Here is a 14,905-nt window from a genome sequence, read left to right as displayed (position 1 = left end):
ATGACGACAGAATTTGAAGAACGGATGAAGGAGCTCCACAAAGAGTTTGATAACCTTAGTCCAGAAGAACGTAAAGCTGTTAAACAGAAAATAAAGAGAATCAATATGTTGACTTCTCGTAAACTAGAACGAATGAAGCATGATTTGTTGCGCATGGAAACAAAACGTGCCCAGCTTTCATTAGATGGTGAATCAAAAGAACTAACAGAGTTAGAAGATCGAATCATCAGCAAAAAAAGAGAATTCTTAAAGCTATTATGTAAGGCAAAAGAGAATTGTTCCAAGAGGTGAGTGGATGGGCCTAATTGAGATTATCATCATTTTAGCCATTGCCATTACCTTATCGAATGTTTTAGCAAAAGTGTTTCCATCCTTTCCCATTTTTATGATTCAAATCATTATTGGAATTGTTCTTGGTTTTACGGAAGTTGGTAGTTCAATTCATTTTGAGCCAGAAGTTTTTCTTGTAATGATCATTGCACCATTGTTGTTTAGAGAAGGTGAGACAGCAGATATTCCATCAATATTGAAACATTTTGGTTTAATCTTGTTGCTAGCTTTTGGTGGAGTAATTTTTACTCTTTTCGGATTAGGTTTTGTTCTGCACAGTATTTTACCTGCTATTCCCATCGCGGCTTGTTTGGCCTTTGGAGCTTCTTTAGGACCAACAGATGCTGTAGCAGTTAGTTCGCTAGCCAAACGCTTAAACATCCCAGAATCAGTTATGCACGTTTTAGAAGGAGAAGGGCTCATTAATGATGCGACTGGTGTTACAGCCTTTCAGTTCGCCGTAGCGGCATTGTTAACTGGACAGTTTTCTGCGGCGGATGCTTCGATCTCTTTACTTGAATCAAGCATTGTAGGTGTATTGGTTGGATTAATAATTATTTGGGTTAAAAATGAAATTATCAAAATTATTGAACGGATCTCGGCTCAGGATGTATCAGCTTATTTGCTGATTGAATTAATATTGCCATTCGCAGCTTATTTTATTGCTGAGTTATTTCATGCCTCAGGAATTATTGCTGCTGTTGTAACAGGAGTGTTGCAAGCAACTGGCTTCCGAAGGGTAAATTTATTTGAGGCGCAGCTCTCCAATGTTACAGAAATATCGTGGAGTACAATCGGCTTTATGCTGAATGCTCTGGTTTTTATCTTTTTAGGGATCGAACTTTCTCAAGTATTTTCACCAGTCTGGAATAGTAGAAATTATTCCAATATTCATTTATTGGGAATTGTCTTGTTACTAACGGCGCTACTATTCGTGTTACGTTTTCTATTTGTCAGCGGATTTTATATCGTGACGCAAGGTTGGAAGAGAAACCACGAACAGTTAAGAGATCGCTTATTGCTGACTTTTGGCGGTGTTAAGGGGACCGTCAGTATTGCAACAATTTTTATTTTGCCAACCACAATCAACGGTTTAGAATTCCCCGAACGATCGCTACTACTTTTTATTACAGCTTGTGTAACATTTTTAACGCTGATTATCGGGATGATCCTATTACCGATCTTATCTGAGGGCGAAGTCGTTCCTTTAACCGATCCTAAGCGAATGTTAATCCTGCGAGAAGTCATTAATGAATTATATGAAGATCTAGACAAGAAAAGAATGAATGAAAAAGAACGATTTGCATTGCTTGCAGTAATCGCAAATTACCAAGGACGAATCCAAACGCTTTTCAATAATTCAATGCCAGAAAGCGCGCAACAAGAATTTCAGGAAATTCAAGCCTTGATTATTTCAGTTGAGCGAGATGGATTGGATGAAAGTTTTCGAAGGCATCAAATTGATTCGGGCGCCTATCGTTTATATTCGCGTTTTATTTCAAATGTTTCTGAGTCGGTTACAAAACAGATGTTGTCATTACTTAGCTTTTGGCTAATTTTTGTTCGACGGATCATTCGTGTCGTCATGCATCCGAAAATGTTTTGGGAACGACGTCAAAAGCGAAAAGAAACGGTTGATAATGAAGATATTTCCATACTTCGAAAAATCTTTATTCGCAACAGTGAAGCTATATTAGACAGTTTGGAAAATCTACGTGATGTTTATGATGAGGATTTAATCGATTTCTTTGTAGATGAACGAAAGAATTTGATGAATCAGGTCAGTGGTCATGGATTGTTTGGGACTTATTTGATTCAGCAAGATCCGCTTTACGCAAAAGAATTGATTCGTGGATTTTATTTAGAAAGAAAAATTATTGACAAATACGAAGTGAATGAAGAGATTTCTAACTTCGCGGCAAATAACTATCGTGATCAAGTCAATCAATTAGAATCTTATGCAATGCAGCAGCGTTCAGATCCAAGTATTTCATTTGTGATTAATCGTCAGCGACAAAAGAAAAAGGCGAAAGAAAAGAAATACTAAAACCGTCATTATTTGGCGGTTTTTCTTTATTCTTTAGCCTAATAATAGGTGGGACTATTCATCAATTAGTTAGAGACTTTCAGAGAGTTGGCTAATCAATTCTTAGATTAGCTATGCTATAATGGGAGCGTTGATTATAAATAGAAATGAGGAAACAGCGATGGACGGTATCTTGCCGTTATGGAAGGAGCGCGGCATGACGAGTCATGACTGTGTCTTTAAATTACGAAAAATTTTACAAACCAAAAAAGTTGGTCACGGAGGTACGTTAGACCCTGATGTTGATGGTATTTTACCTATTTGTATCGGTAAAGGAACCAAAGTGATCGAATATTTACAAGAGAGCGGAAAAATCTACGAAGGGGAGATTACGCTAGGTTTTTCTACAACGACAGAGGATCGAAGTGGTGAAGTAGTAGAGAAAAAAGCAGTAGACAAACCTCTAACTGAGACTGAGATCGATCAAATGATGACAAACTTTGTTGGAATGATCAAACAAGTGCCGCCAATGTATTCAGCAGTTAAGGTTAACGGAAAGCGTTTATATGAATACGCACGTGCTGGTGAATCTGTTGAACGACCTGAACGACAAGCTTTGATCGAAAGTTTTTATCGGACAACGGCACCGGTCTATAATGAAAAAACGAAAACGCAAAGTTGGCGATTTCAAGTCACCTGCGGTAAAGGGACTTATGTTCGGACACTCGCTGTAGATCTGGGAGAAGCTCTTGGTTATCCCGCTCATATGTCTGATTTGACCCGCTTATCTAGTGGTGGATTCTCAGTTGGACAAGCAGTCACTTTAGCACAAGTCAAAGAGTTAATGGAGCAAAATCAAATTGATCGTGCATTGCAACCAATTGAGGAGGCGATGAAAGAATTTCCTCGAATTGATTTGACTGACACTGATTGGCAAAAGGTGAAAAACGGACAGCTTTTACCTATGAAGGCTTTTGGAATAAAAGAGATGCCGGGAGAGTTAATTGCATTTTTCTACAAAGATCATTTAGTTAGCCTTTATGGGATCCATCCAGAAAAAGACTGGTTGTTAAAGCCGAGCAAAGTGATACGAAATGATATTGATTAGCTTTTTCGGTTAGGCTAGAGTTTGGACAACGTATCCTATTTTTGAGAATATCCGGCATGAAGAACAATCTTTTTTTAAAAGAATAAATACATGACTATAAATTAGGAGTTAGAACTAATGGAAATTGTTAAATTACGGCATCCTTATAAACCAGAAGAAATTCCTGCAGGAGATTGTGTTTTAGTATTAGGATTTTTTGATGGTGTGCATCGTGGACACCAAGAAGTAATTAATACTGGAAAAAAAATTGCGAAAGAAAAGAAGTTAAAATTAGCTGTTATGACCTTCAACCAGCATCCAGCGGTTGTCTTTCAACAGGTCCAAAGCAAACCAATTCAATATCTTTCTACTTTGAAACAGAAAGAAGAACGGATGTCTAAGCTGGGAGTGGATTTGCTGTATGAAGTAGCTTTCACTTCATCATTTGCCGCGTTAGAACCGCAAGAGTTTGTTGATCAGTACATTGTTGGCCTGCATGCTAGTGTTGCTGTATCTGGTTTTGACTATAATTTTGGAAAAGATCAAAGGGCGGATGCTGAAAAATTACCAAAATACGCAAAAGATCGTTTTGAAGTGGTGATTGTGGCAAAAAAAACTGAAGAGTATGAAACTGAAAAAATTAGTTCTTCTCGAATTCGTCGACTATTATCTGAGGGACGTTTAGATGAGGCGAATCACTTATTAGGTTATATATATGAGATCAGTGGTACTGTGGTTCATGGAGAGGCACGAGGAAGAAAACTTGGTTATCCAACTGCAAATATTCAAGTACCTGAGGACATGAAATTACCTAAAGAAGGTGTTTATGTGAATCAAATCCAAATTGGGGATCAATGGTATCCAGCAATGGGTTCGATAGGACATAATGATACTTTTGGAACAAATCGCCTGTTAACTGTTGAAATAAATATTCTAGATTTTAATCAAGAAATTTATGGTGAAAAAGTGAAAGTTCGTTGGTATCATATGTTGCGGGGACAGGTGGCTTTCGAATCTGTGGATGGGCTGATTCAACAGTTACAAGCTGACGAGCAAGCAACAAGGGAATATTTTAAACATTGAATAGCAGCAGCAGACTTATAAGCCTACAGTGTAAATGAATAGGAAGAAATTACCTGAAAAACATAGTGGCGTAGGAGCTGCTGTAGAATGGTATCTACTCAGTATTTCTCAAATCTTTGCGCGTTTTTGGCTTAGTATCCGCAGACGTTACTTATGAGATGCCGTTTAATTGTGAAAAGGGACTGATCCGAAAGTCTAAACGACTTTTGGGTCAGTCCCTTATTTTTATTCTAGTATTTTCTCGACTGTTTGCTATCATAATATAAAAAGGAGATTTTAAATGAAAGAAATATGGAATATCCGTCCTTATCAAAAAGAGGATGCCGATGAACTGTTTACAATGATGAAAAAAGAACCTGATTGGGAAGAGTACTGTAATGATGAGAACAAGCAAAAGTATTCAAAAGCATTATTGACTTCTATCACGTATCTACTGTTTGAGAATGAAAAAATTTGTGCGTATGCACGATGTCGTGAGGATGATGGCTTCGGTATGTATGTCTATGATTTATTAGTGGATGCAGATTGTCGCGGAAAAAACTATGGACGCTATTTAATGGAACAAGCATGCAAGGATTTTCTTGACCAAACGGTGTATGTCATGAGTGATGTGGACCCCTACTATGAAAAGCAAGGGTATCAAAAAGAAGGAACAATTTTTATTGTGAAGCCACAATAAAAGTATCACCTTTCTGTTGACTCTCCCTTAACAGGAGACAGTATTCTGTTAATGAAAGGGGAGGATCATACGTGAGTATAGCTATCGTAGCTGACCATTTAACAAAAGAAATCGGCGGTAAAAGAATCGTCAACCAACTATCCTTCACCATCAACAAAGGTGAAGTTTTTGGTCTGTTGGGGCCTAATGGAGCAGGGAAGACCACCACTATTGAAACACTTCTAGGTATTAAAAGACCCGATCAAGGATCAGCAAGAATTTTAGGATTGAATCCTAGAAAGCGGCGACGGGAAGTTTTTGAGAAGGTTGGAGTTCAATTGCAATCTTCTAGTTATCAAAATAATATTCGCGTAAATGAATTATGTCGAGAACTGGCCAGCTTGTACCAACAACCTAGGGATTATCGTGAGCTTCTAAGATTATTTAAATTAGAAAGGTTTGAAAAACAATATGTAGAGAAGCTGTCAGGTGGAGAAAAGCAAAAACTTTCAATCGTGTTAGCTTTGATTCCTAATCCAGAGATTATTTTCTTAGATGAATTGACAACAGGGTTAGATACAGAGGCGCGTAGAAATGTTTGGCAGACCTTGCTCAAGCTCAAGAAAACAAACTTAACGATGTTTTTGACCACACATTTTATGGAGGAAGCTGAGGTTCTATGTGATCGTATCTACATCATTAAGAATGGAAATGTGGTTGTTGAAGGAACTATACCAGAATTATTGTCCGAGAGCTCTCAAAGTAATTTGGAAGATGCTTATCTTTGGTACGTAGGGGAGGAAAATGATGCGTAAAGTAATCAATTTGGCAAAAGTTGAAGGGAAGTTAGCGATTCGTTCGATTGACGGTATTCTATTTGGAATCGGGATGCCCTTAGGTGTCTTGATACTGACGAGTATGATTGCCGGAAATAAACAGGCGGGAAACATGTCTTATACCTTTTTGGACAGCAGTTTCAGCTCTCTCTTGGTCGTTGGTATCTGTGCCACGGCATTCATGGGGATACCCTTAACGATCTGCGACTATCGTGATAAGAAAATATTGAAGCACTTTTTCGTGACTCCCGCTTCACCTGGGCACTTGATCGCTACGCAAGTATTAGTCGCTATGGTCACAGCGATAATCTCTGCGAGCCTCGTCGCATTGGTATCCATCCTCTTTCTTGATTACAGGATGCAGGGAAACTGGGGATTATTGATTGCAAGCTATTTTTTAGTTATGATTGCGATGTATAGTTTAGGGTTATTGATTGCCAGCGTATGTAAAAATATTAAGATTGCGAATCTAGTTTGCAGTCTTGTCTATTTTCCTATGCTCTTTTTATCAGGAGCAGTGATCCCTTTTGAAATTTTTCCGAAGGGCATGCAAAAAGTAGCGAATATTCTTCCCTTGACCCAAGGAGTGAAGTTACTAAAAAGTGTCAGTCTTGATCAACCAATCGGGAATCCGCAATTTGTGTTGATTTTATTAGTCATGATTACGATTCTCGGATTTGGTTTAGCGGTAAAATTCTTCCGTTGGGAATAGATTAAGAAGGGAGGAGGATCATATGGAACCTGAATGCGAAAAAATTGAAGAAAAACTCTATCGAATCGGAATGTTCTCTAAGATGAATCAGGTGACGATTAAGACATTGCGCTATTACGATGAAGTGGGGCTGTTACGGCCGCGCTTCATCGATCCAGATAATGGCTATCGTTATTATAGCTCCAGTCAGTTAGAACCACTGCATCGGTTATTAGCGCTTCGCCGAATTGGCTATAGCATTGAAGAAATTAAGCAGGTCCAAGATGGTGAGAGTGAACAACGAATTTTACAACGAAAGAAGCAGCAGTTACTAAAAGAAATTTCTGATCGGATGTCGATGCTTTCGCAAATTGAGGGCTATTTACAACAAAATGAAGATAATTATCACATGGTAATAAAAAAATTACCTGAGGCAATAGTCGCTTCCATGCGAAAAATTGTTCCAAATTTTAATGCACTATTTTCAACGATTCCTGAAATGGGCGCACAAATGGAGAAAGCGGGTTGCGTCTGTGCGGTTCCAGAATATTGCTTCAATATCTATCATGATAATGAATACAAGGAAGAGAATATTGATATAGAAGTATGTGAAGCAGTAACTGAGATGAAAGAGGCTGTCGGTGATTTGAAGTTTAAACAAATCGATGAAGTTCCCGAAGCAGTCTGTACAATGCACAAAGGTTCTTATAAGGGCATTCCTAAGGCCTATGCTGCAGCAATCAAGTTTGTCGAAGATAATGGGTATGAGATTATTGACTCAGCTAGGGAAAATTATATTGATGGGATTTGGAATAAGGACTGTGAAGAGGATTGGTTAACGGAGATTCAGATTCCAGTTAGAAAAATATAAACATTTAAAAGAAATCTTTGCATAAAGATTTCTTTTTTTGTGATTTTTTGAAGAATAATGATCATAAGTAATTGTTCGATGGGTTTGATTATGCTACGCTAGATTTAGATTTTATGAAAGCGTTACATCGAATAGAGAAAGAAGGAATGAAGAATGGCAAAAGATCGTTTTGTAAGAGTGTATTCTCAGGGAAAGCTAGATGCGATTATGATTTTTGTTGATCGTGAAACAGGAGTGAACTATATGTTCAACAAAGTTGGTTATGCGGGTGGCTTAACCCCCTTATTGGATAAGGATGGCAAACCAATAATTACTCCAGTAGAAGAGTTAGACCGATAATTTTTTGCAAGACCATGCTCAAGTCATCAAGAGATTGACTGCCCCTTCTGATTGAGTTTATCCGTCAAAAGATGCGTATTAAAAAAACAGCATTATCAAACAAGCTTGCGCTAAAATCTTATGCTAAACTTTTATTATAAAGGGTTAAGATTATAGGGACTATTAATATTCTTAACTATGGATAAGGAGTGAATAGAATGCACGCTTGGGAAGCGATTCAAAATTCAATAGATTATGCTGAAGAAAATATCAAAGAAAAATTAACAATCGAAGAATTGGCGAAAGTTTCATATTTATCAATCTACTATTTTCAGAAATTGTTTAATCGCTTAGTCGGAAAAACAGTGAATGAGTATATTAAAGCGAGAAGAGTTGCAAATGCAAAACCGTTCCTGAAAATGACGGATCGGCGGATTGCTGATATTGCACTTGAATATGGCTTTAGTAGTCATGCAACGTTCACAAGGGCGTTTAAAGAAATTTATGGTGTGACACCAGAAGACTATCGAAAAAAAGATCTGCTATTAACAGACTTTTTAAAACCAGATTTATCGCTTTATTATACAATGGTAGATGAGAGTGTCCCATTGTTAGTGGATGATATGGTACTAGAAGTTACTTATCGCTCAATCGTCGAGACGGAATATTATACAGGGATTTCCCGACAAGTTGAATCAAAGGAAATGAACAGCGTGGGCGTTAATACGCTGATAGAACTATGGGATGAATTTCATAAACAAAAAATGTCTATCCCCAATTTATTAACCGATGGATTGGTAATCGACTGCTTTAAGAAGGATATCGTTCCCGGAAAGGTTCAGTATTTTGTTGGTGGAAGCTCCGATCATCAGCGTTTAGCAGAGTACACGCAGTTCAAGCTCGAAGCTGGAAACTATTATGTCTGTTCATTTGAAGCAGAGAATTTCAACTATTTAGTAGAAGACGCTTTATACAAAGCAAATAATTATTTTTTTGATACTTGGCTCAAAGGGCACGGAATTGGAATGGAGGATATGGCGCCATTCTTGGTTCAAAAATATGTGAATGTGACCGACGATCCAAAGGTAGAAATTTGGATCAAACCAAAAAAAGGGCTGGTAAAAAATTAACATAAAAACTTCGGATCATTTTTCAACGATCCGAAGTTTTTTAGTTGTCTTTTTCTTTACTTACTGAAAGAGCGGATTCTTTGTGAAGTATATAGCCCCAAAAAATTCCCGTTAATTGTGTGATTAAAAAAAGAAAAATCAACGGTATGGCTGCTGTAAATGGGGAAGAAGAGTGATATAAACTGACTAATGGACTCTTGAAAATAATTAAAGAGCAACTCAATAGAATATTGATTAGATTACCAAAGATCAGCAAAGAAAGCTGACGAGTAACTTTTGCATAAAAACCAATCATTACTGTAAGGAGTAAGAATAGAAAGATGCCTACGATTGAATCAAACAGGTAATCGATTGCTAAGCACAAATGGACGTAAGGAATTAAATAGAAAATAAAAGGTAGAGATAAAATTATTCTCTTTCTCAACATTAAGATCACCTCGAGCATTGTTTCGTGTATGGTTATTTTATGATTGATAAATAGTCAATACAACATAAAATTAAAAAAAGAGTGGATAATGAAAGTTATTTTATACTGTTATCAATAAATCGTTACTTGTTTGGAATGAAATTTTTTTATTTTGAATCTACATTTTCGATAATAAAAAAGAAAGCTTTATTAGATATAATAATTCATAAAAATGAAAGAGAGGCATCCAACAATTACTGAAAAATGAGAGATTCTTTTCAAATGACTATAGCAAAGCCAATATTTTTTCTTTACTATCTGGACTTTTGTGATAATATGATTAGAAATGGAGGGGTTATATGAATAAATTGCAAGATCGATTTAACAAAAATGTCTATGAAATCGCCGTCTCATTGATTCGTCAATTTGATGAAAAAGTCTCTGGAATTCCTAACATGTTGAAATTGACATTAGGAGAGCCGGATTTTAATACCCCTGAGCACGTGAAAGAAGCAGGGCAACAGGCGATCAAAGATAATTTCAGTCATTATACCGGTATGTCTGGTCTAATTGACGTTCGAGAAGCAGCAAGTCGTTTTTTATCTGAAAAATATACGATTAATTATCAACCGACTACGGAAGTTTTAGTCACGGTAGGAGCAACAGAAGCGTTATCAGCAAGTTTATTATCGATTCTGGAAGTGGGAGATAAAGTACTGCTTCCGGCGCCAACGTATCCGGGGTACGAACCTTTAATCCTATTAGCGGGTGCAGAGCCAGTCTATATCGATACACGAGATACAGGTTTTGTTCTGACGCCTGAGCAAATTGATCAGGCGATGGCAGAGCACGGGGATAAGGTGAAAGCAATTATCATCACCTCACCTTCGAATCCTACGGGGGTTGCTTACAATGAGGCAGAAGTCTCAGCGTTGAGTGAAACATTGAAGAAGTATCCGATTTTTGTCATCAGTGATGAAATCTACAGTGAATTGAATTATGAAACAAAACACGTTTCATTTGGTAAATATCTACGTGAGCAGACTATAGTGATCAATGGGTTATCAAAATCGCATGCAATGACTGGTTGGCGGATTGGATTTATTTTTGCTCCAGCTGAATTAGTAGAGCAGATCATTAAAGTCCATCAATACCTAGTCACTGCGGCTTCAACAATCTCGCAAAAAGCTGCGGTTCGAGCATTAGTACAAGGGATTTCTGATGCAGAAGTTATGCGAGAGGAATATCGTGAACGCAGGGATTATGTCTATCAGGCAATGACTAAAATGGGGTTTGAGGTGGCACGTCCATCAGGAGCGTTCTACATTTTTGCGAAGATTCCAGCTGAGTATGAGCAGGATTCGATGGCTTTTTGTATAGACTTAGCAGAGAAAAATCAATTAGCAATTATCCCAGGAATTGCCTTTGGACCAGAGGGTGAAGGGTATGTCCGAATCAGCTATGCTGCATCGATGGAAAATTTAGTGGAAGCGATGAATCGCTTAGCGGTGTATTTAGGAAAATAAGAAAAACGATCAAATCGAAAAGGTTTGATCGTTTTTTTTGTTGGTATCGGAACGGTTTAATTATTCAAATAATTAAATAGTCCACTAATCGTTTTATCCGTTAAGTCAATTTCTTTTCCATCAACAGTGGCTTTTTGAACATGGTAATAATCCGGTAGGTCAGGGACTTCTTTTAATTGTGCAGCAATAAAATCATTGGCACTTTTATACGTTTTTTCTTTTTCTGAGTCATTCAATTCATAAGTAATCACTAACATTTTGATTCGCTTCTCTCATTTGTAATTTTTATTGCAAAAGTATTGTACAACAAAACTATCATAAAGTAAGAGATTTTGTCTTTACCTAATATTTACAGTTCTTTACGGTTCATTTACATCCCTTCAATCAGATATTTACGTTTCATTGGTAAAGTAACGATGTACTAAACATAAGGAACGCGGTTGAAAACGGCTAGTAGGTTTCTTATAAAAATGAATTGACCATCTAAATTGAGGAGTGTACATGATGAAGAAAATTATTTTAGCATTCGCATTTTCAGGGATTCTTTTAGCAGGGTGTGGTACTGGAAATGCAACGAAGGATTCGGGTTCAGCCAAAGAGGATACGGCAAAAATTACAGCGGTAGGTTCAACAGCTTTACAACCGTTAGTTGATGCAGCGCAAGAAAGCTATACGCAAGATCATCCAAATGTTCAAATTTCTGTACAAGGAGGCGGCAGCGGAACTGGTTTGAGTCAAGTTGAGAGCGGGTCAGTTGAAATTGGAAATTCCGATGTTTTCGCTGAGGAAAAAGAGGGTGTAGATGCAAGCAAATTAGTGGATCACAAAGTAGCTGTCGTAGGCTTTGTTCCAGTAGTGAATAAAGATGTGGGTGTAAAAGATATTACTAAACAACAATTGATTGATATATTTACAGGAAAAATCAAAAACTGGAAAGAACTTAGCGGTAAAGATGAAGCAATCCAAGTAGTTAACCGTGCTTCCGGTAGTGGAACACGCGCGACTTTTGAAAAATGGGGCTTAGATGGAAAAGAACCAATCCAGTCACAAGAACAGGATTCATCAGGAACGGTGAAAAAAATTGTGGCAGAAACACCAGGATCAATTAGTTATTTGGCTCTTTCCTACGTTGATGACAGCCTTCAACCATTAAAATTGGATGGTGTTACAGCGAATGATAAAAATATCACTACAAACAAATGGCCGATTTGGTCTTACGAACACATGTATACAAATGGCAAACCTGAAAAAGCTTTAGCCGATTTCTTGGAATACATGGTTAGTGAGGATGTGCAAAATGGACCAGTTAAAGAATTGGGCTATCTGCCAATCACTTCCATGAAGGTAGAGCGTTCTTCGGATGGAACGGTGAAATAACTATCCTAATTAGGTTAGGTAATAAATCAATAAAAGGAAACAATTGAAAAGTCGAACCCAATATTACTTTACAATGTAAAGTAATATCGAGGTTCGACTTTATTTTGTTTAATATTTTCAATAATTAAAGATTATTTATTTGGTAATTTGATTGTAAAGCTTGAACCTAGTTTTGGATGGCTTTCGACTTCGATTGTACCGCCGAGAATCTCGCTATACTCCTTGACGATGGCAAGACCTAATCCAGTCCCTCCGGAGTGGCGTGCGCGAGCTCTGTCTACTCGATAGAAACGTTCGAAAATTCGTTTTTGATCGCTTTTTGATATTCCAATACCATGATCAGTTACGGTTATTTCTAAATGATCGGTTAAGCGGTAGTTCACTTCGATTTGGCTTTCTTCTGGCGAATATTGAATGGCATTTTCCAAAAGATTTTTGATAATCGGTTGAAAGAAAGTTAATCGAGTTTGATAGAAACAATTTTTTGCACCATCAATCGTGATGGTGATGTTTTTATGCTGTAACAAATGTTGGTACAGTTCGATTTGTTGCTGTAAGAAGTAATTCAGTTCAATCGTTTGTCGATCTTCAGCTAGATCCTCGCTATCTTTAGATAATTCGATAATATCTTGAATTAATCGCTGCAATCGTTTCGCATCGTTTTGCATGATCGTCAAAAATTCTTCAGTCAGTTCAGGGTCGTCTTTCGCACCGTCTAATAGCGTTTCGGTGAATCCTAGTAATGAAGTAACAGGTGTTTTCAGTTCATGGGAGACATTACCAACGAAATCTTTTTGGATTTTTTCTAAACGGCGAACATGAGTCAAGTCATAAACAGTGGCCATAATCTGATCGCCTTTACTCTCGTTTTCAATATAACGTAAACGAATATCTAGGTTCATCGAGCTTGGGAGTTTTGTTGAAATTTCCTGATGAACTTGATTTTTATCGACTAATACTTGTTGAATCAGCTGAATGAATTTATTGTCTTCAATCACTTGCCAGTAATAATGCTGACTGGCCCCGCCAATTTGCAACAGTTCTTCCATTGCAGGATTAATCATGACAAATCGTCCTTCGGTATCAATGATGAAGACACCGATAGTCAGTTCATGGAAAAGCGTCGAAAATTGTTCTTCCGTCGATGTATAAGCAGCATAGGTTTCATTTAATTGTTCACTAATTTGGTTTACTGTGACATACAGTTCTTGCCATTGCGGTGAATTCTGCATGACATAATTGCTTTTTTCCGGTTCCTTCAACATCCGTTGCAAGACGGGTAAGACAGTCTCGATAGGCCGATTTCGTTGATAGGTCAAATAGCAAATGATCAAATAAATAAAGGCATAAAAAAGCATTAAAATAACGAAAATTGTTCGCTGGAAGTTACGCGTTTTCGGTTGAAAGGCGGAAGTTCTTTTTGCTACACGCAAAATACCAACGGTTTTATCATCAGATCTGATAGGTTGCGCAGTGTATAACAACTCTGTTTTTAATGTGTTACTGTAACGAACAGAAGACCCTACATTGTTACTGCTTAGAACAATTTTCACTTCAGGTCGATTTTCGCGACTTCCAGAAAGATGGGGTTCAAAGCTATCAAAAATAATTTTGCCTGCAGCATCCAATAATGTAATTCGATCATTGGCTTCTTTAGCAAACGTTTCGATAGTTTTCTTATTCGTTTCAGAATCAAGCTGATCAAGATCTAATCTATGAATCATAAGCTCACCATTACTGGTTAAAAACTCCTCTTGTTGCTCCAGCAGTTCTTTGGTGTAAAAATGATTGGCTAATTTCCAGCTGCCGAAAAAGAGTAAACAAATAAGCAAAAGTGGGACAAGATAATCTAGGTGTTTACGTTTCATTGAACAGGCACCTGGAACTTATAACCGAAACCACGAACGGTTTGCAGATACTGTGGATGTTTAGGATCGACTTCGATTTTTTCCCGCAGGTGTGATACATGAACATCCACGATGCGGCTTTGCCCAGAAAAATCATATTGCCAAATTCGATCCAATAGCGTATCGCGATCAATGACGCGCTCTTTACGTTTCATAAAATAGACCAATAGTTCGAATTCCTTTGGTGTTAATTCGATCTTTTTACCTCGCACGGTTACTTGGTAGTTCGATAGATCTGCTTTGATATCACCGGCAGTCAAAAATTCATGTTCAACGGGTTCTTGGCGAGGTTCGACTCTCCGAAAAATAGCCTTCATCCGAGCTAGAACTTCCCTTGGTGAAAATGGTTTGGTCAAGTAGTCATCCGCGCCAATTTCTAGACCTAAAATCCGATCAATGGCATCATCCTTTGCGGTTAGCATTAAAATTGGAGTATCGACTTTTTCTTGGCGGAGTTTTTTGGCAATCTCTAAACCATCCATTGATGGCAGCATCACATCTAAAATGATGAAGTCAAACTTTTCGTTTAAGGCCAATTCATAGCCTTCTTTGCCATCTTCAGCAGTAGTGACAGCGTAGCCTTCTTTTTCTAAATTAAAGCTCAATAACTTTACGATTGAAATCTCATCGTCTACAACTAATACACGTTTCATATGTGT

At 37.6% G+C, this 14,905-nt stretch carries 15 protein-coding genes; 12 read left to right on the top strand and 3 right to left on the bottom strand.

Annotated features, from left to right (window positions below; genetic code table 11):
* The 11 genes from IGI44_RS10600 (at nucleotide 1) to IGI44_RS10550 (ending at nucleotide 10,962) form a co-directional block, all read left to right on the top strand.
* A complete protein-coding gene (locus IGI44_RS10600; protein ID WP_438787701.1) occupies nucleotides 1-291 on the top strand; it encodes a hypothetical protein in 291 nt (96 codons plus the stop codon).
* 4 nt (nucleotides 292-295) lie between these two features.
* Nucleotides 296-2,377 carry a cation:proton antiporter gene (locus tag IGI44_RS10595; RefSeq protein WP_438787700.1) on the top strand — a complete coding sequence of 694 codons (2,082 nt, stop codon included), beginning with the start codon at nucleotides 296-298 and terminating at the stop codon, nucleotides 2,375-2,377.
* A gap of 160 nt (nucleotides 2,378-2,537) precedes the next feature.
* Nucleotides 2,538-3,464: a tRNA pseudouridine(55) synthase TruB gene (gene truB, locus IGI44_RS10590; protein WP_438787699.1), complete on the top strand. Its 927-nt coding sequence runs from the start codon at nucleotides 2,538-2,540 to the stop codon at nucleotides 3,462-3,464.
* A gap of 117 nt (nucleotides 3,465-3,581) precedes the next feature.
* Entirely contained in the window at nucleotides 3,582-4,526 is a 945-nt protein-coding gene (gene ribF, locus IGI44_RS10585) for a riboflavin biosynthesis protein RibF (RefSeq protein ID WP_438787698.1), read from the top strand.
* Nucleotides 4,527-4,806: 280 nt separating this feature from the next.
* Nucleotides 4,807-5,205 (top strand): GNAT family N-acetyltransferase, encoded by a 399-nt coding sequence (locus IGI44_RS10580; protein ID WP_438787697.1) that lies wholly within the window; start codon nucleotides 4,807-4,809, stop codon nucleotides 5,203-5,205.
* A 71-nt stretch (nucleotides 5,206-5,276) separates the two neighbouring features.
* Complete coding sequence (locus IGI44_RS10575) at nucleotides 5,277-5,999, top strand: ABC transporter ATP-binding protein (protein WP_438787696.1); 723 nt, start codon at nucleotides 5,277-5,279, stop codon at nucleotides 5,997-5,999.
* Complete coding sequence (locus IGI44_RS10570; RefSeq protein ID WP_438787695.1) at nucleotides 5,992-6,732, top strand: ABC transporter permease; 741 nt, start codon at nucleotides 5,992-5,994, stop codon at nucleotides 6,730-6,732. Before IGI44_RS10575 ends, IGI44_RS10570 begins: the two co-directional genes overlap by 8 nt.
* 22 nt (nucleotides 6,733-6,754) lie before the next feature.
* Entirely contained in the window at nucleotides 6,755-7,582 is an 828-nt protein-coding gene (locus IGI44_RS10565) for a MerR family transcriptional regulator (protein ID WP_438787694.1), read from the top strand.
* A gap of 153 nt (nucleotides 7,583-7,735) precedes the next feature.
* Entirely contained in the window at nucleotides 7,736-7,921 is a 186-nt protein-coding gene (locus IGI44_RS10560; protein ID WP_438787693.1) for a DUF6440 family protein, read from the top strand.
* 197 nt (nucleotides 7,922-8,118) lie between these two features.
* A complete protein-coding gene (locus IGI44_RS10555; RefSeq protein WP_438787692.1) occupies nucleotides 8,119-9,030 on the top strand; it encodes a helix-turn-helix domain-containing protein in 912 nt (303 codons plus the stop codon).
* Between the two features lie 765 nt (nucleotides 9,031-9,795).
* Entirely contained in the window at nucleotides 9,796-10,962 is a 1,167-nt protein-coding gene (locus IGI44_RS10550) for a pyridoxal phosphate-dependent aminotransferase (protein ID WP_438787691.1), read from the top strand.
* 56 nt (nucleotides 10,963-11,018) lie between these two features.
* Here IGI44_RS10550 and IGI44_RS10545 read toward each other — a convergent pair whose 3' ends face one another.
* A complete protein-coding gene (locus tag IGI44_RS10545) occupies nucleotides 11,019-11,219 on the bottom strand; it encodes a DUF4649 family protein (RefSeq protein WP_438787690.1) in 201 nt (66 codons plus the stop codon).
* A gap of 247 nt (nucleotides 11,220-11,466) precedes the next feature.
* Here IGI44_RS10545 and IGI44_RS10540 point away from each other — a divergent pair, with 247 nt between their 5' ends.
* Nucleotides 11,467-12,339: a phosphate ABC transporter substrate-binding protein PstS family protein gene (locus IGI44_RS10540; protein ID WP_438787689.1), complete on the top strand. Its 873-nt coding sequence runs from the start codon at nucleotides 11,467-11,469 to the stop codon at nucleotides 12,337-12,339.
* Nucleotides 12,340-12,470: 131 nt separating this feature from the next.
* On the opposite strand, the gene pnpS is transcribed toward IGI44_RS10540, so the two are convergent.
* Complete coding sequence (pnpS, locus tag IGI44_RS10535; protein ID WP_438787688.1) at nucleotides 12,471-14,207, bottom strand: two-component system histidine kinase PnpS; 1,737 nt, start codon at nucleotides 14,205-14,207, stop codon at nucleotides 12,471-12,473.
* On the bottom strand, nucleotides 14,204-14,899 hold the full coding sequence (locus IGI44_RS10530; protein ID WP_438787687.1) for a response regulator transcription factor: 696 nt from the start codon (nucleotides 14,897-14,899) through the stop codon (nucleotides 14,204-14,206). Before IGI44_RS10530 ends, pnpS begins: the two co-directional genes overlap by 4 nt.
* Nucleotides 14,900-14,905: the final 6 nt, after the last annotated feature.

This window comes from Enterococcus sp. DIV0756 (assembly GCF_051710745.1).
Taxonomy (GTDB): domain Bacteria; phylum Bacillota; class Bacilli; order Lactobacillales; family Enterococcaceae; genus Enterococcus_A.
Note: the sequence above shows the minus strand (reverse complement) of the source record. Positions and strands in the feature narration are given on the sequence as shown.

Excerpts from the sequence above, each read along its gene's own strand:
- IGI44_RS10570 (WP_438787695.1), top strand. The coding sequence starts at position 5,992 with ATGCGTAAAGTAATCAATTTGGCAAAAGTTGAAGGGAAGTTAGCGATT.
- pnpS (WP_438787688.1), bottom strand. The coding sequence starts at position 14,207 with ATGAAACGTAAACACCTAGATTATCTTGTCCCACTTTTGCTTATTTGT.
- IGI44_RS10580 (WP_438787697.1), top strand. The coding sequence starts at position 4,807 with ATGAAAGAAATATGGAATATCCGTCCTTATCAAAAAGAGGATGCCGAT.
- IGI44_RS10540 (WP_438787689.1), top strand. The coding sequence starts at position 11,467 with ATGAAGAAAATTATTTTAGCATTCGCATTTTCAGGGATTCTTTTAGCA.
- IGI44_RS10555 (WP_438787692.1), top strand. The coding sequence starts at position 8,119 with ATGCACGCTTGGGAAGCGATTCAAAATTCAATAGATTATGCTGAAGAA.
- IGI44_RS10600 (WP_438787701.1), top strand. The coding sequence starts at position 1 with ATGACGACAGAATTTGAAGAACGGATGAAGGAGCTCCACAAAGAGTTT.
- IGI44_RS10560 (WP_438787693.1), top strand. The coding sequence starts at position 7,736 with ATGGCAAAAGATCGTTTTGTAAGAGTGTATTCTCAGGGAAAGCTAGAT.
- IGI44_RS10530 (WP_438787687.1), bottom strand. The coding sequence starts at position 14,899 with ATGAAACGTGTATTAGTTGTAGACGATGAGATTTCAATCGTAAAGTTA.
- truB (WP_438787699.1), top strand. The coding sequence starts at position 2,538 with ATGGACGGTATCTTGCCGTTATGGAAGGAGCGCGGCATGACGAGTCAT.
- ribF (WP_438787698.1), top strand. The coding sequence starts at position 3,582 with ATGGAAATTGTTAAATTACGGCATCCTTATAAACCAGAAGAAATTCCT.
- IGI44_RS10545 (WP_438787690.1), bottom strand. The coding sequence starts at position 11,219 with ATGTTAGTGATTACTTATGAATTGAATGACTCAGAAAAAGAAAAAACG.
- IGI44_RS10595 (WP_438787700.1), top strand. The coding sequence starts at position 296 with ATGGGCCTAATTGAGATTATCATCATTTTAGCCATTGCCATTACCTTA.
- IGI44_RS10565 (WP_438787694.1), top strand. The coding sequence starts at position 6,755 with ATGGAACCTGAATGCGAAAAAATTGAAGAAAAACTCTATCGAATCGGA.
- IGI44_RS10550 (WP_438787691.1), top strand. The coding sequence starts at position 9,796 with ATGAATAAATTGCAAGATCGATTTAACAAAAATGTCTATGAAATCGCC.